This is a genomic window from Streptodolium elevatio (assembly GCF_040649515.1).
Classification (GTDB): domain Bacteria; phylum Actinomycetota; class Actinomycetes; order Streptomycetales; family Streptomycetaceae; genus Yinghuangia; species Yinghuangia elevatio.
Genome location: NZ_JBEZFP010000083.1, coordinates 12,940 through 32,633, shown reverse-complemented (window position 1 = coordinate 32,633; position 19,694 = coordinate 12,940). Strand labels below are relative to the sequence as shown.

16 protein-coding genes and 1 tRNA gene are annotated in these 19,694 nt (G+C 70.8%); 11 read left to right on the top strand and 6 right to left on the bottom strand.

Translation table 11 applies throughout. The features are described 5' to 3' along the window. The first annotated feature begins 3 nt into the window (after positions 1-3). Both AB0C36_RS27575 and AB0C36_RS27570 read left to right on the top strand, forming a co-directional pair. On the top strand, positions 4-1,731 hold the full coding sequence (locus tag AB0C36_RS27575) for a hypothetical protein (protein ID WP_358358910.1): 1,728 nt from the start codon (positions 4-6) through the stop codon (positions 1,729-1,731). 313 nt (positions 1,732-2,044) lie between these two features. After that, positions 2,045-4,270 carry a DEAD/DEAH box helicase gene (locus AB0C36_RS27570; protein WP_358358907.1) on the top strand — a complete coding sequence of 742 codons (2,226 nt, stop codon included), beginning with the start codon at positions 2,045-2,047 and terminating at the stop codon, positions 4,268-4,270. Positions 4,271-4,407: 137 nt separating this feature from the next. Here the strand turns inward: AB0C36_RS27570 and AB0C36_RS27565 are convergent, their stop codons facing one another. Further along, positions 4,408-5,313 carry a thioesterase family protein gene (locus tag AB0C36_RS27565; protein ID WP_358358904.1) on the bottom strand — a complete coding sequence of 302 codons (906 nt, stop codon included), beginning with the start codon at positions 5,311-5,313 and terminating at the stop codon, positions 4,408-4,410. A 146-nt stretch (positions 5,314-5,459) separates the two neighbouring features. Here AB0C36_RS27565 and AB0C36_RS27560 point away from each other — a divergent pair, with 146 nt between their 5' ends. Next, on the top strand, positions 5,460-6,020 hold the full coding sequence (locus AB0C36_RS27560; protein ID WP_358358902.1) for a winged helix-turn-helix transcriptional regulator: 561 nt from the start codon (positions 5,460-5,462) through the stop codon (positions 6,018-6,020). A 6-nt stretch (positions 6,021-6,026) separates the two neighbouring features. Here the strand turns inward: AB0C36_RS27560 and AB0C36_RS27555 are convergent, their stop codons facing one another. Then, complete coding sequence (locus tag AB0C36_RS27555) at positions 6,027-7,931, bottom strand: substrate-binding domain-containing protein (RefSeq protein WP_358358899.1); 1,905 nt, start codon at positions 7,929-7,931, stop codon at positions 6,027-6,029. A 948-nt stretch (positions 7,932-8,879) separates the two neighbouring features. Here AB0C36_RS27555 and AB0C36_RS27550 point away from each other — a divergent pair. Further along, positions 8,880-9,923, top strand: coding sequence for a FecCD family ABC transporter permease (locus tag AB0C36_RS27550; RefSeq protein WP_358358896.1), 1,044 nt, complete (start codon positions 8,880-8,882; stop codon positions 9,921-9,923). Further along, positions 9,920-10,954: a FecCD family ABC transporter permease gene (locus AB0C36_RS27545; RefSeq protein WP_358358894.1), complete on the top strand. Its 1,035-nt coding sequence runs from the start codon at positions 9,920-9,922 to the stop codon at positions 10,952-10,954. The genes AB0C36_RS27550 and AB0C36_RS27545 overlap by 4 nt, the downstream gene beginning before the upstream one ends. A gap of 169 nt (positions 10,955-11,123) precedes the next feature. Here the strand turns inward: AB0C36_RS27545 and AB0C36_RS27540 are convergent, their stop codons facing one another. Further along, entirely contained in the window at positions 11,124-12,113 is a 990-nt protein-coding gene (locus AB0C36_RS27540; protein WP_358358891.1) for an iron-siderophore ABC transporter substrate-binding protein, read from the bottom strand. A gap of 270 nt (positions 12,114-12,383) precedes the next feature. Here AB0C36_RS27540 and AB0C36_RS27535 point away from each other — a divergent pair. Further along, a tRNA-Lys gene (locus AB0C36_RS27535) sits at positions 12,384-12,456 on the top strand. Between the two features lie 112 nt (positions 12,457-12,568). Here the strand turns inward: AB0C36_RS27535 and AB0C36_RS27530 are convergent. Together AB0C36_RS27530 and AB0C36_RS27525 are read right to left on the bottom strand one after the other, a co-directional pair. Continuing rightward, positions 12,569-13,249 carry a response regulator gene (locus tag AB0C36_RS27530; protein ID WP_358358888.1) on the bottom strand — a complete coding sequence of 227 codons (681 nt, stop codon included), beginning with the start codon at positions 13,247-13,249 and terminating at the stop codon, positions 12,569-12,571. Beyond that, complete coding sequence (locus AB0C36_RS27525; RefSeq protein WP_358358886.1) at positions 13,246-14,460, bottom strand: sensor histidine kinase; 1,215 nt, start codon at positions 14,458-14,460, stop codon at positions 13,246-13,248. Before AB0C36_RS27525 ends, AB0C36_RS27530 begins: the two co-directional genes overlap by 4 nt. Before the next feature lie 188 nt (positions 14,461-14,648). Here AB0C36_RS27525 and AB0C36_RS27520 point away from each other — a divergent pair, with 188 nt between their 5' ends. Next, complete coding sequence (locus AB0C36_RS27520) at positions 14,649-15,476, top strand: ABC-2 transporter permease (protein WP_358358884.1); 828 nt, start codon at positions 14,649-14,651, stop codon at positions 15,474-15,476. A gap of 148 nt (positions 15,477-15,624) precedes the next feature. Here the strand turns inward: AB0C36_RS27520 and AB0C36_RS27515 are convergent, their stop codons facing one another. After that, positions 15,625-16,053, bottom strand: coding sequence for a DUF5994 family protein (locus AB0C36_RS27515; protein WP_358358883.1), 429 nt, complete (start codon positions 16,051-16,053; stop codon positions 15,625-15,627). A gap of 463 nt (positions 16,054-16,516) precedes the next feature. Here AB0C36_RS27515 and AB0C36_RS27510 point away from each other — a divergent pair, with 463 nt between their 5' ends. The 4 genes from AB0C36_RS27510 to AB0C36_RS27495 all read left to right on the top strand — a co-directional run bounded on the left by AB0C36_RS27510 (position 16,517) and on the right by AB0C36_RS27495 (position 19,640). Continuing rightward, complete coding sequence (locus tag AB0C36_RS27510; protein WP_358358880.1) at positions 16,517-16,939, top strand: CBS domain-containing protein; 423 nt, start codon at positions 16,517-16,519, stop codon at positions 16,937-16,939. 183 nt (positions 16,940-17,122) lie between these two features. Then, positions 17,123-17,602, top strand: coding sequence for a DUF5994 family protein (locus tag AB0C36_RS27505; RefSeq protein ID WP_358358878.1), 480 nt, complete (start codon positions 17,123-17,125; stop codon positions 17,600-17,602). A 5-nt stretch (positions 17,603-17,607) separates the two neighbouring features. Next, a complete protein-coding gene (locus tag AB0C36_RS27500) occupies positions 17,608-18,654 on the top strand; it encodes a fatty acid desaturase family protein (RefSeq protein WP_358358876.1) in 1,047 nt (348 codons plus the stop codon). Positions 18,655-18,782: 128 nt separating this feature from the next. Beyond that, entirely contained in the window at positions 18,783-19,640 is an 858-nt protein-coding gene (locus AB0C36_RS27495; protein ID WP_358358873.1) for an SAM-dependent methyltransferase, read from the top strand. Positions 19,641-19,694 lie beyond the last annotated feature (54 nt).

The window sequence follows — 19,694 nt, the reverse complement described above, 5'->3', positions numbered from 1 at the left end:
ACCATGGGCGACGACGCCGGACGGGCACGGGACTTCGAGGAACCGGCGTTTCCGCGGGGGCCGAGAGGCGCCGTCCGCGCGGAGCCCCCGCTGCGCGTGGGCACGTGGACAGAGTTCGGGGACACGGATGATGACGAGGCGTCAGAGGAATCGGCGCCGGAACTCGGGCCCGAGCACATGGTCGAGGCGGCCGTACCGCGGGCGCGCGGGGCGCGGCGCGTGCTGCCCGGCGAACCGGACCCCCGGGATGCCGGCCGACGAAATGCGGAGCCCCGGAATGCAGGCCCCCGGGATGTAGGCCCCCCGGCTGCGGACCCCGACACGGACGACGAGACGACGGTGCGGGTACGCCCCGGCCGCCCCACGCGGACCAGGCCCGAGGGGCCGGAGGTGATCGCGGGCCGGGTCGAGCAGGCCGCCCCGGCATCGCACGGCTGGGCGGTCGAGGCGGAGCGGCCGGGCGAGCCCGAGGACGCCGACGAACCCGAGGGGCCCGAGGGACCCGAAGAGCCCGAAGAGTCCGAAGAGCCCGAGGAGGCGGTGGGAGGTCGGCTCGGCTGGGAGGACCGCGAGTACGGCGCAGCGGAGGACCTGTGGCGGAACTCCGGCCCCACGTCCGCCGCGGGGAGCGCCGAATACCTGTCGTACGCGGCGTACCAGGAGCCGATCCCGCAGGTGAGCGCGTACTCGTACGCGTACCCGGGCTTCATCGTCGAGCCCACCGCCCCGGAGCCGGGCGTGGTGTCCCCCGTCACCGCCGTGCAGGTCGAACCCGGGTCCGGACAGCTGGAGTTGCGCCGAGGACGGCACACCGCAGGCGAAGGCTCCGCCGCCGAACACCTCGCGTTCGACCTCGTCAACGACAGCGAAGTGCGCCCCGCCAGAAGCCCCTTCGAGGTCGCCGTCCTGCTGGGCGCGCCCGCCTTGGCCCTCACCGCCTTGCTCTACTACTTCGGCTGGGCCCGGAGCGGCGCGATGGCCGACTTCCTCGGCTTCGACGCCGACGTGCTCGGCTACACGACGCGCGATTACCTGCTGCGCAGCGTCGACACGCTCTACCGCCCGATCCTGGCCGTGGTCGGCGTCCTGCTCGCCGCGCGCATGCTGCACCCCCATGTGCTGGTACGCCTGCGCCGGCACCGCCGCGCCGCCGCCCGTCTCTCCTGGGTCCTGCGCTGCGCGTGGTTCGCGGTCCCGGCGGCGACGTGGACCGCCGTCTTCAAGTGGCCCGGCAAGTGGCCGCTGTTCTGGCCGCTGCTCCTGCCCTGCGCGCTGACGGTGGGTGTGTTGGTGTCGGCGTACGGCGTCCTGCTCTCACGCCAACTCGGCACTCACCGGCGCGCGACGGGAATGGGCGTGCGCCCCTGGTCGTTGTCGGTGGTACTCACATCGGCAGCGGTGGTGCTGTGCCTGTTCTGGACGCTCGGGGCGTACGCCCAGGCGGACGGCCAGGCGGCCGCTCTGCGCACGGTCAAGTCGCTGCCGACGCGCACGGCGGTCGTCGTGTACTCGGCCCAGGACCTGCGGGTGGCGGCCGAACAGGGCGTCACGGCCGAGGCGCTGACCGGTCGGGAGTCCCCGTACCGGTTCCGGTACGCGGGGCTCCGCCTGCTCCGACGTGCCGAAGGGCGGCTGTTCCTGCTGCCCGACAAGTGGGCCTGGGACCGTCCCCGGCTCATCGTGGTCCGTGAGGACGCCGGAGTCCGGGTGGAGTACTTGCGCGCCCGGTGACCGTTCGGGCCCGTACGATCCGGAACGCGATCGTCCGGATTAGACAAAGACCAGGTCAGACTGCGTTCGGACCAGGTGCGGGCACCGTCCCGGCGGTGCTTTAGGCCAATCGGGGCGAAGACGTCCTGTAGGCTGGTAGATCGACTCGTGTTCATCTCCAGACGCCGGCTAGAAAGCGCGGCGTCTCACAGGCTCGTTCAGGTGCTCAGCAGAAGGTCGCGGCAATTGCGACCGGTTCCGGGCTGCGGACCTCCGACGTGCCGTATTCGGAAGGTTCTGCATGCCCCCGCTGTCCCATGACTCTGTCACGCCCATGCCCGTGGACGCCGACGAGACCGTCACCGCGACCGTCACCGAGACGGCCGTCGACACCGTCACCGACGCCGACACCGCGGTCCTGAGCGCGAACGAGGTCGTCGAGACCGTCGAGGCCGACAAGGCCGCCGACCCGGTCGAAAACGACAAGGCCGCCGACACCGGCGACACCGCCGAAGCCGTTGCCGACGACTCCGCCGACGACTCCGACGCCGCCGCTGCTGCTGCTGCTGCTGCTGCTGACGAGAGTGCCGAGACCGGCGCCGAAGCAGGCGTCGAGAACGAAGCCGGCCCCGAGCCCGAGGCCGACGAGGAGACCGAGGCCCCCGGCCCGACCTTCGCCGAACTCGGCATCGCCGACGTCCTCGTCGAGGCCCTCGACCGCCGTGGCGTGCGCCACGCGTTCCCGATCCAGGCCGCGACGCTGCCCGACGCCCTCGCCGGCCGCGACATCCTCGGCCGCGGGCGTACCGGCTCCGGCAAGACCCTCGGCTTCGGCCTCCCGACGCTGACCCGCCTGCGCGGCCAAAAGGCCCGTGCGAAGCGCCCGCTGGCGCTCGTGCTGGTGCCGACCCGCGAGCTGGCGATGCAGGTGCACGACGCGCTGGAGCCGTACGGCCGCGTCCTCGACCTGCGCATGAAGGTCGTCTGCGGCGGCATGTCGATGCCCCGTCAGATCATGGCCCTCGAACGCGGCGTCGAGATCCTCGTCGCCACCCCGGGCCGTCTCCAGGACCTCGTCGACCGCGGCGCGTGCTCGCTCGACTCGATCAGGATCGCGGTCCTGGACGAGGCCGACCAGATGGCCGACATGGGCTTCCTGCCCGAGGTCTCCGCACTCCTCGACCTGGTTCCGGCCGGCGGCCAGCGCATGCTGTTCTCCGCGACGCTGGACAACGGCGTCGACGCGATCGTCAAGCGCTACCTGACCGACCCGGTCACGCACTCGGTCGACCCGCACGCGTCGTCGGTCACCACCATGACCCACCACGTCCTCACGGTTCAGCCGAAGGACAAGGTGTACGTCACGGCCGCCATCGCGGCGCGCCGCGGCCGCACGATGATCTTCGTACGCACCAAGTTCGGCGCCGACCGCGTCGCCGCGCAGCTGCGCGAGGCCGGGGTACGCGCCGAGGCGCTGCACGGCGGCATGACGCAGGGCGCGCGCACCCGCACCCTGGCCGAGTTCAAGGAGGGGCAGACGCCCGTCCTGGTCTGCACGGACGTCGCCGCGCGCGGCATCCACGTGGACGGCATCGACCTGGTCCTGCACGTCGACCCGGCGGGCGACCCGAAGGACTACCTGCACCGCGCGGGCCGTACGGCACGCGCCGGCGAGGCAGGTGCCGTCGTCACGCTGGCCCTCCCGCACCAGCGCCGCAGCGTCGACCGGCTCATGGAGCAGGCGGGCGTCGAGCCCGAGCGCCTGCGCGTGAGCGGCAGCAGCGACCCGGAGATGCGCCGCGTCACCGGCGCGCGCACGCTGTCCGAGGTCAAGGCGCAGTCGGTCGCCGACGCGGCGGTGGCCGCCGAGGAAGAGGCCGAGCGGCTCGCCGGACGCATCATCGAGCTCAAGGCGAAGGCCGCCGAGCTGCGCCGCAAGGCCGCCGAACTGGCCGAAGCCGCAAAGCGCCAGGAGAGCGAGGAGAAGTCCCGCCCGCCGCGCGCCGAGCGCTCCTACGACCGCGGGGACCGCGGCGAGCGTTCGTACGACCGCGGGGACCGGGGCGGCGAGCGCTCCTACGGCGACCGTCCGCGCCGCGACGACCGTCCGCGCGGCGACCGTTCGTTCGACCGTGGCGACAACCGCGGCGACAACCGGGGCGACCGCCCCTCCTACGACCGGAGCGACCGCGGCGGCGACCGCGGCCCGCGCCGCGACGACCGGCCGTCCTACGGCGACCGCTCGTACGGTGGCGGCCCGCGTCGTGACAACGGCGTCCGCGACGGCGCCCGTTCCGCCAGCGGCTTCCGCGACCGGCACGACAGCGGTGCGCACCGCGGTCCGCGTACGGACCGGGCCGACCGCCCCTCGTACGGCGACCGTCCGCGCGGCGACCGCCCGTACTCGGACCGCCCGTACAACGACCGTCCGCGTGCCGAGCGTCCCTCGTACGGCGACCGCCCGTCCTACGGCGACCGCCCCTACGAGCGCCCCCGCCACGACCGGCACGACGGCCCGCCGCGCCGTGAGGGCGACCGCAAGCCCCGTTGGAAGAGCTGACCCGGCCTACCCCCCGTCGGGCATGAGCTGAGCTGACAATGCCGAAGGGCCGCACCCGGAGTGATCCGGGTGCGGCCCTTCGGCATTGCCGTCACGTGTTGGCGCCGCCCTGCGCCGGTCCGGGGTACGCCCGAGGCTCAGCGGTCCGCCGCCGCCTCCTGCACGGCACGCCCCGCAGGCCCGCTGTCCGGCAGACGCGCGGCGGCGAGTTGTGTCGACTGTGCGACCAACCGCCCGCGCGCGTCCCAGATCTCGCAGACCTCGTCCATGAGCCCGGCCTCGATCAGGCGGGCGTGGTGGCGTACCGTCAGCGGCCCGGCGGCGGGCACGGCCCGCACGTACACGGTCAGTTGCAGCGTCGGCATCCAGCCCATCGCGCCGAGGTCCATGGTGACCGGCGGCAGGACGTCCGCGATGAAGAGCAGCGAGAGCGGGTCGGCCGGGTGCCCGTCGGCGAAGTGCACGAGGCCGCTGAACTCGCCCGTGCCGCCCGGTGCGCCGACCGCGAACCCGAGGCCGGCCGGGTCGAGTTCGAGCACGACCTCGTCCATGATCGGCAGTGACATGCCGCTGGTGGGCTCGTGTGCGGGAATGCGCATCAGGTGTTCGCGCGCGGGCAGCGGGGCCGGCGGGTTGACGCCCCACCAGGGCTCGGTGTCCTCGGCGAGCGTGCCAAGTGTGAAGGCGGCTTCGATGCAAATGCGCCCGTTCTGCACGAGGCGCGCGTGTGCCTGGGTGACGGTACGCCCGACGCGCAGCAGTTCGACGTGCACCTCGGCCTTCCCCGGTTCCGGGGCACCGACATAGCTCGCGCTCGCGGTCAGCGGATGGACGTGCCCGGCACCGGACGCGGCGGCCTCCGCCAGTGCCGCGCGGCCCATCGCGGCCAGCAGGTAGCCGCCGTTGGGCTTGCCGCCGATCGTCCAGACCGGGTCCAGGTCCACGGTGTACGCGCCACCGGCGGTCCCGAGGGAATCGTCCGCCTCCGTCGTCGCGGTGCCCGCCGCCGGGGCCACCGCGGTCGCGGTCGCGAAACCTGCCACAACCATCGCCTCCTCGCCGAAGTGCCAAGGCCGCGGCTCGCAACCGTTCCGTAGGCACCGACCTGCTCAGTTCACTAGTGAAACTGACACTAGCAGGCATAGGTTACCGACGGGTAGGGACGTGGTCGGGCACTACTGTTCCGGTCATGAAGAGGACCCCGTTCGGCGCCTGGCCGTGTTCGATCGCCCGCGCGGTCGACCTGCTGGGTGACTGGTGGACGCCCCTCGTGCTCCGCGAGGCCGTGTTCGGTGTGCGCCGCTTCGAGGAGTTCCAGCGTCATCTCGGGATCGGCCGCAACGTGCTCGCGCAACGGCTCAACAGGCTGGTGGACGAGGGCCTCATGGACCGCGTGCCGTACCAGGACCGGCCGTTGCGGCACGAGTACGTGCTGACCACCAAAGGACGCGACTTCTTCCCCGTCCTCGCCGCCATCATCGCCTGGGGCGACACATGGCTATCGGACGACTCCGGCGCGCCGGTCGTGCTGCGGCACCGCACCTGCGGGCACGAGACGCAGGCGGTCGTGGCCTGCGCGGAGTGCGGGGACGCGCTGCGCATCGAGGACATGGAGGCGCTCGCCGGGCCCGGCCTGCCGACGGACATCGCCGACCTGGCGGTGGCGTCGGGACGCTTCCGCACGCGCGCCGCAGCGGGCGTACCGGCAGCGGAAGGGGAGCCGGCCGCGGCGGCTGCCGACTCCCCCTGACCGCCGTCACCCGGTCGGGCGTACGAACACCAGGATCTGGGCGATCGCCTTGATCAGGTCCACCGGGTCGAGTGACGGCACCGCGAGCCCGCCGGTCGCCTTGGCGATGTCGTTGAGCGTGGCCATATCGGCGTTGGCCCCGTACCCGACAGCGAAGATCGGCAGCGGCTTCTGCGGATTCTGGAGCTTCTGGAGCTGGGTCAGGAACGCCTGCTTCGACATGGTGAACGGCGTGTCCTCGTCCTTGCCGTCCGTCAGCAGGAAGATCTGGTTGAACGCGGCGGCGTTGTACTGCTTCTGCGCGTCCGCGACCGCGTCGAGGACGGTCCGGTAGAGCGGCGTCCCGGCCCCGTTCTGGGCCTGGAAGCCGGTGAGCGTCTTGACCACGACCTCCTTGCGCGACAGGTCGCCGACCTTGGCCTCCAACGCGCCGAGCGGCACGCGCTCGACCCATGGGCCCTTCTGCGTGGGCGAGACCGCGAAGTCGCGTACGCCGACCTCCGTCGTCTTGCCGAGCAACTGCGTCGTCTCGACACTCGACGCGCGCATGATGTCGGCCTTGGTCTTGCCACCCTTGCCCTGCACCGGCTCGTTCATGGACCCGGAGCCGTCCACGAGGATGAGCACCCGGAACGGCATCGGCTTGTAGTCCGCCCAGGCCTGCACCATCTTGACCACCTGCGTCAGGTCGCCCTGTTGCGGCGCGGCCATCGGCGTGGGGGGCGCGAACTTGACGTTGGGCAGCACGCTCACCGGCGGCTGCTGCTCGGGGCCCCGGAACCCGGCCTCGGTCACCGCCTTCACGCCCTCGGGCGAACGCAGCATTCCCAGGACCTCGTTCGCCCGCTCCGCCACCTGCTTGTCCGCGGCGGCCGCCTGCGACAGCACGGCCGGGTAGTCGGCCTGCACGAGGGTGCCCGACGGGTAGAGGGGCACGTACGGCACCGCGGGGCGCGCGTTGTCGTACGCCCACAGGGCCTGCTCGGTCACCACGAACGCACCCACGTCGGCAAGCGCCTGCTGTCCGTTGGGCATCCGGGACGAGGTGGACAACAGGGTCGCGGCCGGCGTCTCGGCGTCGCTGATGTTGCTCCGGAATGCGAACGTCTTCATCGCCGCGACGGTCGGATCGGCATTCGCGCGGGCCATCGCCGCACTCACCGCGACGACGCCGAGCAGTCCTTCCGTCGTCCGGGTATTGCTGACCGTGAACTTCGGCAGCGTCCGGTCGTCGATGCGGTTGAGCAGCGTCAGCCAATCCGGCGGGCGCTCCAGCCACTTCTGCTGTACCGCGACCTGCTCGGGGGCGGCCACGACGAGCGGAGTGAAGGCGACGGGAGCTCCGGTGAGCGGATAAGGATTCCGGTCGCCCAATGCCGCCGCGGCTTCCTGGAGGCGCATGGACGAATCGGCTATCCACAAATCGGGGGGCTGCTCGGCGCCCGTACGCAACGCACCCAGAAGCTCGGCGGCGGAACGTCCCGCCACCTCCACCGAGGCGCATCCCCGCGAGTCGTTGACGCGTTTCGCGATGTCCGCGGCAACCGGCGCGAACTCCGGTGCGGTGACCACCTTCACGGGCTTCGGCTGTTGCGCGCAGGCATTGGCCGCGGCGGCATTCTCCGGCGACTTGCTCTGGTCCGGCCGGTGGTAGATCAGCACGTAGGCGGTAGCCACGGCGAAGAGCACGAGAAAAGTGATCACGGCGAACAGCGGGCCGCGTCCGCGCCGCCCGCCGCGCCGCTGGCCGCCGGGCCCCGGGCCGCGCGCCCGCCGCCTGCGGTCGACCCGGGACGGCGGTAAGTGCTGCGGGGCCTGGTACGCCGCGGGCGGTGCCGCGGACGGCGGTGCCGCGTACGACTGCTGCCGTCCGGTACGCGCGGTCGCGGGCTGATCCGCGGACCAGGGCACTCCGGCAGGTGGTTGGTGCGGGAGGTCGCGCGGGTTTACCGGATTGACCCGGCGGTGCCCTCGCGAGCCCCCCTGCCCATGACGCCGTTGTCTGCTCGCCATCGATCCTTGTCCCCCGACGTATCCGAAGTCTGAGAAGGAATCCGACGTGCCAAAGAACACCAGTCGGAACAATAGCGCGTATAAAACAAGATCATTCAAAAATGCGCATATTACTGAAAGTAACGCAACATCGGTTCTCGCTATGGAGACAAATTCCCTCGCCTGGCTGGAGAGCCAACCCGGCTGTGCGGCCCGGGTACTAACGGACCGTCAGGAAGATCACCCGGCGTCGAACGCGGAGCTCGGCATCTGTCCGCTTTTCCCCGGGAAATTCCCGTCGCTTACCGTCGCGGCCAATGCGGCGGCCGTACAAGGAGTCACGAAAGGCGGTGGTGCGGCGCGGAATTCCGTGGGCCTGTCGGACACCTCCGCCGGAACTCCCGGGACGGGTGGGACGATCGGCCAACCACCCACAGTGGCGATCGCGCCACCGGCGCCGGGAAGCCGGGCTCCGCGGGGGCGCATCAGGCGCGATGTGGGCGCGATTCGGGCGCGATTCGGGCGCGATTCGGGAGTGCTCCGGAGAGATTCGGGTGCACGCACCGGGTCGCGTACGCGCCTATTGCGCCCGCCTGGTGGGCGCGACTTGCGTAGGCGCCGTGTGCACCCGCCTTGTGTACCCGCCCTTCTGCGCCCGGCTTCTGCGCCCGGCTTCCGCGCCCCAGCACTTGGGCGGCGAGATCCCGCGTACGGGTCCGACGGGACCCTGGCAGGCTCCGGACGGCCCCGACGGGCATTGACCGTGATCGGCAATTTTGGTTAGCCTCACCTAATATTCTGCGGCGCTCACCGCCGCCCAGCACGCTCGCGTGGCCTCGCGCCCAAGTCACCAGCGGGAGGCCACAGTTGTCCGCCGACGTGTCGGCAATACGTACGGGCTCGGCGGCACGCGCGGGCAAAGCGCGACTCGGGACGGGCCTGGCCGTGGCCGTCGCCGCCCTGGCCCTCCTCTGCCTGGTCAGCATCTGGGTCGGCACCCGCGGCATCTCCTTCACCACGACGTGGGAGCTGCTCTGGCACAACGACGGCTCCAAGGCGGCCGTGGTGATCCACGACTACCGCATCCCCCGTACGCTGCTCGGCCTCGTCGTCGGCGCCGCGCTCGGCCTGTCCGGCGCGCTGATGCAGGCGCTCACCCGCAACCCGCTCGCCGACCCCGGGCTGCTCGGGGTCAGCCTCGGCGCAGCGACCGGCGTGGTCGTGGCGATCACCTTCGTCGGCATCGGATCTCTGCTCGGCTACGTGTGGTTCGCCCTCGCAGGCGCCGCACTCGCCTCGGTCGCCGTCTACATCCTCGGGTCGTCGGGGCGCGGGGCGGCGACACCCGAGCGCCTGGTGGTGGCCGGAGCCGCGATGACCGCGGTGCTGTACGCGTTCGACACCGGCGTACTCGTCCTCCGCCCGCGCGCCTTCGACGAGTTCCGCTTCTGGACGGTCGGATCGCTTGCGGGGCGCAACATCGAGGTGGTGCTGACCGTCCTGCCGTTCATCGCGGTCGGCGGCCTGATGGCGCTGCTGCTCACCCGGTCCCTGAACGCGATGGCCCTCGGCGACGAGGTCGGCCGCGGGCTCGGCGTGCACATCGGGCGTACGCGCGTGCTCAGCGCAATAGCGGTGATCCTGCTGTGCGGTGCGGCCACGGCGGCGGCGGGACCGATCGGGTTCGTCGGACTCGCCGTCCCGCACATGGCGCGCTTCATCGTCGGCCCCGACCAGCGGTGGGTGCTGGCGTACTCGGTCGTGCTGGCGCCCATCCTGCTGATCGGCGCGGACGTCCTCGGCCGGGTGCTCGCCTCTCCGTCGGAGATCCAGGTGGGCATCGTCACCGCGATCCTCGGCGGCCCGCTGTTCATCGCGCTGTGCCGGCGCCGGAAGTTGGTCATGCTGTGAGCGCCGTCATCCGCACGCCCGGCGGACGCATTTCGCTGCGCGTCGAGACCCGCCCCGCCGTCGTGGCCATTCTGCTCGCCGTGATCCTGGTCGTGGTGATGGGCATCACCCTCACCACCGGCGAGTTCGAGCTGACCGTGCCGGACGTACTGCGCGCACTGGTCGGACAGGGCAGCACGAAGGCCGACTTCGTGGTCAACACGCTGCGCCTGCCACGTCTCCTCACCGCCGTCCTGGTCGGCGCGGCGCTCGCGGTGAGCGGTGCGATCCTGCAGAGCCTGTCCGGCAATTCGCTCGGCAGCCCGGACGTGATCGGCTTCACCAACGGCTCCGCGACGGGCGCGCTGATCGTCATCATCGTGCTCCAGGGGAGCATGACCGAGACGGCGATCGGTGCGCTGATCGGCGGGCTGGTGACGGCGATTGCCATCTACCTGCTGGCGTACACCGGTGGCGCGCCCGGGTTCCGCCTCGTCGTGATCGGGATCGGGGTAAGCGCGATGCTGCTGGCGCTCAACTCGTACCTCATCACCCGGGCGCGACTCCAGGACGCGCTGGAGGCGCAGAGCTGGCTCATCGGGACGCTGGGCCACCAGAACTGGGACCAGGTACACGCGATCGCGTTCGCCTGCGCCGTCCTCATGCCCACCGGGCTGGCGTACGCGCGCAAACTCTCCATGCTCGAAATGGGGGACGACACCGCGGGCGCCCTCGGCGTCGACGCCCGCCGCGCCCGCCTGGTGCTGCTGACCGTGAGCGTCGCGTTGGCCGCAGTCGCCACCGCGATGACCGGGCCGATCTGGTTCATCGCCCTCGCCGCGCCGCAGCTCGCCCGCCGCCTCGCGCGGCCCAGCGGCCCCGGCCTGGTCACCGCGGCATTGATGGGCGCGGTCCTGCTCACCACGAGCGACCTCGCGGTGCAGCGCATCTTCGAACCGTCGATCGTCCCGGTCGGCGTGGCGACGGGCACGATCGGCGGCCTCTACCTCATGTGGCTGCTGGTCACCGAGACCCGCAAGAACCGCGCCTGACGCCCACGTTCCGGCCGCGCGAGGCCGTCGGATGCGCGTCGCCCGATGCGCCGAAACGCCGGATGCCCTGGCCGCGGGTGCGAACACCGCGGCCAGGACATCCGGCGAACCGTTCCGTGCCCCTGCTGTCGGGTGCTCCCTGCTATCCGGTACCCCTGCTACCGCGCGATCAGCTCTTCGCCGTCATGAGCGGCACGACCTGGTCGATCGCGTAGGGGATCGACAGAACCGTGTTGAACGAGAACGCCGCACCGATGTCCGGGTTCTCGTACGGGATGAACAGGTCGCGCTTCTCCTGCGCCACCTTCAGCTTCGCGTACAGCGGCTCGGCCTTGATCCGGTCGTTGGCCGACGTACTGGAGGTCACCCACACCAGGCGGTCCGCGTCGAGGAGGTCGAGCTTCTCCGCGCTGAACTCGGCGACGTTCGCCCCCTTCTGCGCGTTCTCGTCGATGCGCGGCGCGAGCTTGAAGCCCATCTCGTTGAAGAAGATCGCCTTCGGGTCGGTCTTCGTGAACGCCGCGTACTTCCCGGCCTCGAAGCTGTCCGCGACGATCAGCGTCTGCGCCGCGAACTCGGGGTGCTGCTCGCGCACCGTCTTGAAGCGCGTCTCGATGCCGGTGATCAGCGTGTCCGTCTCGGTCGCCTTGCCGAGCGCCTTGCCGATCTGGCGCGTCATGACCTGCCAGGGCGCGGCGTAGTCCTCGTGCCCCTTGGGCTGCGCGACGACGGGGGCGATCTTGCTGAGCGTGTCGTACTGCTCCTGCTTCATCCCCGAGTAGACGGCGATGATCAGGTCGGGATCCAGTTCGAGGATCTTCTCCATGTTGTACTCGTCACGCTCACCGACGATCCGCGGCGGCGTCGTACCCCACAAATCCTTGGCCCACGGCCACTTGCCGTACGGCTTCTCCTTGAACCACTCGATGGCCCCGACCGGCTTGGCACCGAGCGCGAGCACCGTGTCGTGGTCCGAAAGACCAAGGGTGACGATCTTCTTCGGCGCCTCCTTGACCTCGGTGCTGCCGTACTTGTGCTCGACGGTCACCGGGAAGACGCCGGCCGACGCGGCCGCATTGTCGGCACCGGGCTTCGCCTCCGGCTTGTCGTCGTCGCCCCCTCCGCACGACGACAACGTGAGCGCTGCGGCAACGGCCACCGCCACGGACGCCAGGCGTCTGGCAAGTCTCGGCCGACCTATGGAGGAACCTGTGGGCACGACCGCCCCTTTCACGACGGGGGCATCCCGGAACCCCGGCCCACCCCAGAAAATTTAGGCAAAGCTAACCTAACCTCACCCTCCCATGGAAGATCCACTAGCCCCTCCGACGGGCCACCACGCGCGGCACCCCCGGATACTCGAAGCGCGTTCGCGGCGATACCGGTACTCTGCCGATGGGCAATCCCGGCTCCGCGCCACCGCCCACCAGGGCCGCTAGCTCAATCGGCAGAGCAGCGGACTTTTAATCCGCGGGTTCAGGGTTCGATCCCCTGGCGGCCCACCCGCAAAGACCCCGGTCCCCGAGGACCGGGGTTCTACGTTCGCCGCTACGGCGTGCAGCATCGTCCTGGTTGAGGGGTGCGAGCACCCGCGCGGTGTTCAGGCCGTCGGGCTCACTTGATTGCCGCTTGGACGAGGCCGGATTCGTAGGCGGCGATCACCAACTGCGCGCGGTCGCGGGCGCCGAGCTTGGTGAGCAGGTGGCCCACGTGTGTCTTCACCGTGGCCATGCCCAGGTGCAGCCGGTGGGCGATTTCGTGGTTGGACAGGCCTCGGGCGATGAGGGTGAGCACTTCCCGTTCCCGTGCGCTCACCCCGTCGAGGCGGTGGCCGAGCGTTGGGGAGGGCTCGGGGCGGCGGGCGAACTCCGTGATCAGGCGGCGGGTCACCGCGGGGGCCAGGAGTGCGTCACCTGCCGCGATGACGCGTACGGCGGCCAGCAGTTCGGCCGGCGGGGTGTCCTTCAGGAGGAAGCCGCTGGCACCCGCGCGCAGTGCCGCGTAGACGTACTCGTCCAGGTCGAACATCGTCAGGATCAGCACCCGCACATCCGCCGTCTCGGACGAGCCGCAGATTTGCCGGGTTGCCTCGATGCCGTCCATATCGGGCATCCGCACATCCATCAGGACGACGTCCGGCGGGTCACGACGGGCCAGCAGCACCGCTTCCGCACCGGTGCCGGCCTCGCCCGTCGCGGTGAATCCGGGCTCGGCGTCGACCAGGATCCGCAGGCTGCCACGCAGGAGCACCTGGTCGTCCGCGACGAGGACGCGGATCGGTGCCGGAGCGCTCAACGGACCTCCTCGTACGGCAGGGTGGCGGTGACCGCGAAGCCGCCGCCCTCGAGCGGTCCGGCGGCGAACGTCCCGCCGAACAAGTGCACGCGCTCCCGCATCCCGATGATCCCGTGGCCCCGCTGGGGACGCGGGAGGTCGACCCGGCGGATTCCGTCGTCGCTCACTTCGACGCGCACCTCGTGCCCGAACGCCTCGACCACGACCCGGCAGCGGGTCCCCGGCGGGGCGTGTTTGGCGACGTTGGTCAGGGCCTCTTGGACGATCCGGTGTACGGCGAGCCCCACCGCCTCCGGTACCTGCTCCACACCGCGCATCGACAGCTCGGCCCCTGCCCGCGCCGCCAGTTCGGGCAGGGCGTCGGGCCCCGGAACGGGACCGAGAGCGGCCGACACGTATTCCCCTTCGGCGTCCGGGCGGAGCACGCCCAGCATCCGCCGCATGTCCGCGAGGGCGTCGCGGCTGGTGGCCTCGATGACACGCAGTGCTTCGTGGGTCTCTTCAGGCCTGGTGTGTACGACGTGGTTGGCGACACCTGCCTTGACCGCGATCAGGCCCATGCTGTGGGTCACCACGTCATGCAATTCCCGGGCGATGCGCAGCCGTTCCTGGGTAACGGCCCGTTGCGCCAGGTGTTCGGCCACGCGGACGTTGGACGCGCGCCGCTGACGGGTGGCGCGCCCGAGATCCCACGCCCCGACAAGTGCCACGACTCCGAGCAGGAACAGTCCGGGACCGCCCGTCCGCCAGTACGGCGGTCCGCCACGGACAATTGCCCCCAGCGCGCCGGCCGCGCACAGCAGCACGCTCACGAGGCCGGGCAGCCACCGCTCCCACCAGCGGCGTGGTGTACGGGTGACCGCGACGGTGAAGAGCGTGAAGGCCGCCGGGAGGAACGGGTCCCGCACCGCATCCCGGGCCACGGCCACGGCAGTTACGGCCGCCACGACGGCGAACACGGGCAGCGGCCGGATCCGCCGGAAGGCGATCGGGGCGGCGGCGGCGGCGACCAGCGCCAGTTCCTCCCACGGCGAGGGCCCGCCGAACGATGACTGCGGCGGCAACGCGGCCCCGGTGGAACCTGTCAGCAGCAACGCCGCCGTGTATGCGAGCGCGGCAGCGGCATCCAGCCCGATCAGCCACCGCCGGCTCGGCCGCCTGGCGAGGATCGGGCGCCAACCGTCCGCCTCCGCCGTCGGAGCTATGACCACCTCGCGACGATATCCGCGGCGGCTCGGTGCCGCTTCCGTCCGCCAGTTGACCTGTTGACCTCAGGACTCCCCCGCGGGACGGATCCCCCAGGCTGTTCCGACCGGGCTTCTCCACCCCTGGGTTGACCGGTTTCGGTCCCGCCCGGGTCCGATGCGGCGGATCGGTGACACGCGAGATCGTCACCGGCATGGTGACGTCTGCGAACCGGCCCCAAGCCGCCCCGGGAAGGCAGTGGGCGATGTCCCGCGCGGCTCTGGCGCGAGCCGTGCTGACCTCGGAATGGACCAAGATCCGCACGCTGCCGTCGACAGCCTGGTCCCTGCGGCTGACCCCTGCCCTGAGCATCGCCACCGGCACTTTGGTGGCGTTCAGCTTTCGCTCGAACATCGACGCCGTGGTGAACTTCGATCCGATATTCGTCGGCCTGTACGGCCTGGCAATCGGACAGCTCGCCCTCGTGGCGTTCGGCGTCCTCCTCGTCGGCTCCGAGTACTCCTCCGGGACGATCCGGACCTCGCTGGCGGCGGTGCCACGGCGCGGCATGTTCTTCGGCGCGAAGGTCCTGGTCGGAGCGCTCGTGGGTCTGGTGGTCTCGGTGGCCACCGTGATCGCCACCTTCGCCGTGTCCCAGGCGGCGCTGGGGCCGTACCGCACGACTTTCGGAGCGGACGGCGTGCCGTCCGCCGTCGCGGGTGGCTGCGCGTACCTGACTCTCGTGTGCGTGTTCTCCATCGGAGTGGCTGCGCTGCTGCGGAGCTCTGTCGTCTCGCTGGGGATCCTGATCCCGCTGCTCTTCCTCGGGTCCCAGGGGCTCGGGAACGTCCCGGCGCTGAAAGCCGCCCTGCAGTACTTCCCCCAGCAGGCCGGCATGGTGCTGATGCACCTCGCCGGCCCGCAGGACGACCCGCGGTTCGCGCACGACTACGGCGTATGGGGCGCGCTGGCGATCCTGCTGGCGTGGACGGCCGCCGCGCTGACCGGAGGCTGCCTGACGCTGTGCCGCCGCGACGCGTGAGACCTCCGAGCGCCGTCAGCTGCCGGCAAGGTCTGGGGACGGGAGCGGGGCGAAGTCGACGAGCAGCGCCCGGGACCGGCCCGAAAGCCGGAGCGTACGGACACCCTCGGCGAGCTTCAACGAGCCGTCGTGGTGCGCACGCGCGACGTCAGGACGAGGGGTCCGCTTCGGACGGGATGCCGGTGTCGACGAGGATCTGTTCTGCTTCGGCGAGATTCTCGAGGTCCAGGGCCTGCGTCATGGCCTGCTGGGCCTGCGGCTGGGTCGCGTGCGGCGGCACCACGAGCAGCGCGAGGAGGTTTTCGTCGTCGCGCGTGATCAGGAGGGTGTCGTCGCCGAGTGGGAACCAGTCGACGTGCACGATGCGGTGATCGATGAACAGGTGGTCCGGGACACCGTCCCACGCGTCCCGGTCCAGTCCGATCCTCGTGATCGGACCTATGCGTGCGGCCAACGCGGTGACGAGTCCGCGCAATTGCGCCCCGATGTCGCGGGAGAGCGGCCACCACGCGCCGTCGAGCACCCCGTGCCGAACCCCGGTGACCTGCGGCCTGAGCAGCACCGTGCCGGGAGTCACCCGCTCGTGTGTCGTCCCCTGCCCACGCCCGCGTCGTCGCGGGGTCTCCGCTTCAGGCATCGGACACCACCCGTCCGCAGGGCTCACGGTGAGCTCTGTTCCGCCGGGACGGTGCCGCCCAGGACGGGTACGGCGCGCAATGGTCCCGGCACCTACCCACGCTACTCCGGCTGCCGCGTGTCCGACGGACCGCGCGGCAGCCGGCGGCAGCCGGACCGGGAACGTACCGGTAATCGGACCGGCACGCGGGCGACGCCGGCACTCCGTCGAAGACGGCTTCGGAACCGCAACTACCCAGTGATGTAAGGCCGTTCGTCGCCATCGACAGGGCGCGCCGCGGACTCGCGTAGAATGGCGTGTCCGGGGCTACTCGCATTTCGGCGGTCAAGCCGGTTTCGTCCTGGAAGAACCGCTACGCCGGACCGCGTTCGACGCCGTGTCCGGGGCAAGGTTTCGGGACACCGTGACGCTCCATCTGTCTCCGCCGCTCACCGCGCAAAATGCCAGTGTCGCCGATGTCATGAGCATCTGTGATCTGACGATCAGCGAGAACACCACCGTCGACGAGGCCCTGGCCATCTTCGACAGAGACCTCACCCTGCAACACCTGCTCGTCGTGGATCAGGGCGGCCGATGCGAAGGGGTGGTGACGCGGGTGAGCCTGGCCGCTTTCCTGGCCCGGTCCTGGTACAGCCAGCGCACGCCGGTCCGGGACACCCACCACCAGCGCGGGCCCTTCGCATGGCCCGGCATGCCACTTGCTCTCGCGGCCAAGTCCATGCGCGTGAAACGCCAGACCGTGTGGCCGGTCGCCGACGAGGACGGCCGCCTCGTCGGTGTGCTCACCTTCCGGTCGGTGCAGGACCTCCTCCTCCAGGTTTCCTGACCCGTCGACAGATTCCCGGGCGCGGCCGCCGAGGCCGCGCCCCTCGCGCGGCCCGCCGCCCCGGGATCCGGGGTACTCTCGGTGTACCGGGCATATTTCGTACGCCGACCCCGATGTCGGTGTCGTCCTCGGCGAAAGACAACGCCGGACGGGTGACACCCGACCGGAGTCAGGTCGACTGGCATGACCATGACCAATCCCTCCGCACCGGCCCGCCTGGCGTTCGCCCCGGCGGGGCGGAACCGGAGCCGCATCGACGGCGCCTGGTGGCCCCGCTCCCGCGACCTCGCGGCCGAACTCCCTTTGCTGGGCCTGGCGATGGCGGACCTCGGGGTGATCACCCGGGCGACGGTGAACCCCAGGCACTGGGACAGCGTCCCGCGGCTGGTACGCGTGTCGGGTCGCTCGCTGAAGGTCGGCTGGTTCACCGACGAGCAGGACGAGCACGAGATCATGCTGCTGTCGTACCACGCGGCACGTTGGGAACTCCTCGTCGTCCCACCGGAGACGGACTCCACGGTGGCCGCTCAGCTCATGGAGGCCGCCGCCGCACCGGACGACCTACGCGGCGCCGGCGAATTGATCCGTGCCATGGTGCGTCCGTCCGAATCCGCCATCGGGTCGAATGGCCGGGCTCAGCCCGGGTATCGACAGTTGGTATGACCGGCATGACCGGGACCACGACTCGAGCAGTCCCGCGGTCAGGCCGGAGCGACTTCTCTGTCCTGTCCCAGCAGATCACCGAAGCCGGGCTGCTCCGGCGACGCCCCGGCTACTATGCGGCCAGGATCGCTCTGGTGGCCGTCGGCTACGTCGGCGGCTGGACCCTGTTCGCGATGGTCGGTAGATCGTGGTGGCAGCTGGCGGTGGCCGTCCTCCTCGGCGTGATGTACGCGCAAGTCGCCTTGCTCGCCCATGATCTGGCGCATCGTCAGGTGTTCCGCCTACGAAGGCCCAGCGAGGCCGGCGGACGGCTGGCGGCCAATCTGTGCGTCGGTATGAGCTATGGGTGGTGGCAGGACAAGCACACCCGGCACCACGCGAACCCGAACCACGAGGGCCTCGACCCCGACGTCGTACCGGACATCCTGGTCTGGTCGACCGGGCAGGCACGCGACGCGCGCGGGATCGCGCGGCGGATCGGGCGGGTGCAGGCGTTCCTCTTCTTCCCGCTGCTCACCCTCGAAGGCCTGAACCTGCACGTGTCCAGCGTGCGTGCGCTCTTCCGTCCGGAGTTCCGGCGCAGGAGCCTGGAGTCGGTGCTGCTCGGCGCCCACATCGTGGGATACCTCGGTGGCCTGTGGTTCGTTCTGGGGCCGGTGGGAGCGCTGTTGTTCCTGTCCGTCCACCAGGCGGTGTTCGGCGTCTACCTCGGCTGCACGTTCGCGCCGAACCACAAGGGCATGCGGATGCTCACGGACGCCGACCAGCGGCCGGACTTCCTGCGGCGCCAGGTGCTCACCTCGCGGAACGTACGCGGCGGCCGGCTCGTCGAGGTGCTGCTCGGCGGCCTCAACCACCAGATCGAGCACCACCTCTTCCCCAACATGCCGACGCCGCACCTGCGCCGCGCCCGGCCCATCGTCAAGGCGCACTGCGCCCGGCTCGGCATCTCCTACACGGAGGCCGGGCTGATCGCCTCGTACGCGCAGACCCTTCGGCACCTGCACCAGGCCGCCGCACCTCTGCGACGGCCGGCGGCATTGCCGGTCTGACCCGTGACAGAACCCGTCCCCGATGTGCGCCGCGGTGCGGCAACCACGCTGCCGCCAACGGCATTTCGCGGTGTTCCCGGGTTTGCCGAATCTGCCCGACCAGACAGTTAGGATCCCAGGGGTCGGCCATGAACCGGCAGTCGTGCAGAGTGAGTCGAGGGGGACGAATGACTGGGCACGATCCGATCGATGAGTGGGCACCGCAAGGAATCGACGTGACGGTGCCGAGCGTCGCGAGGGTGTACGACGCAATGCTCGGCGGCAAGGACAACTTCGCGTCCGACCGGGCCGTGGCGGACAAGATCCGCTCGGTCCTGCCGGTCAGCGCCGAGAGCGCCGGAGAACACCGTGCGCTTCTCGCGCGCGCCGTGCGCTTTCTCGCCGCACAGGGCATCGACCAGTTCCTGGACCTGGGTTCGGGCCTGCCCACGGTGCAGAACACCCACCAGGTCGCGCAGGCGGCCAACTCCGCGGCCCGCGTCGTGTACGTCGACAACGACCCGATGGTTCTCACGCACGGGCGCGCGCTCCTGACCGGCGACTCCGGCACCGCGGTCATCACCGCGGACGTCCGCGACCCCGAGGACGTGTTCGCCCGTCCCGAGGTCCGCGAACTGATCGACCTGGAAAGGCCGTTGGGCCTGATGATGGTCGGCGTGATCCACCACCTCGGGGACGACGACGATCCGGCCGGCCTCATCAAGCGCTACGTGGACCGGATCGCGCCCGGCAGCTACCTGTTCCTCTCGCACTTCCAGGCGGATCCGCCGATCACCGACCGGATGGAGCAGGTCTTCCTCCAGATGCTCGGCAGCGGCCGCTTCCGGACCAAGGCGGAGATCGAGGCGTACTTCGACGGACTCGAACTCGTCGAGCCGGGGGTCGTGGACATTCCGTTGTGGCGCCCCGACAGGCCGATCACCAGGCCCCTGGCCGCCGACGACCCCAACCGGCTCATCGCGACAGGCGTCGCACGCAAGGCGTAGCGCCGCACCGCGCCGCGCGGCGGCACACGGCCCGCCGACGCTCCGGCGTGTGTC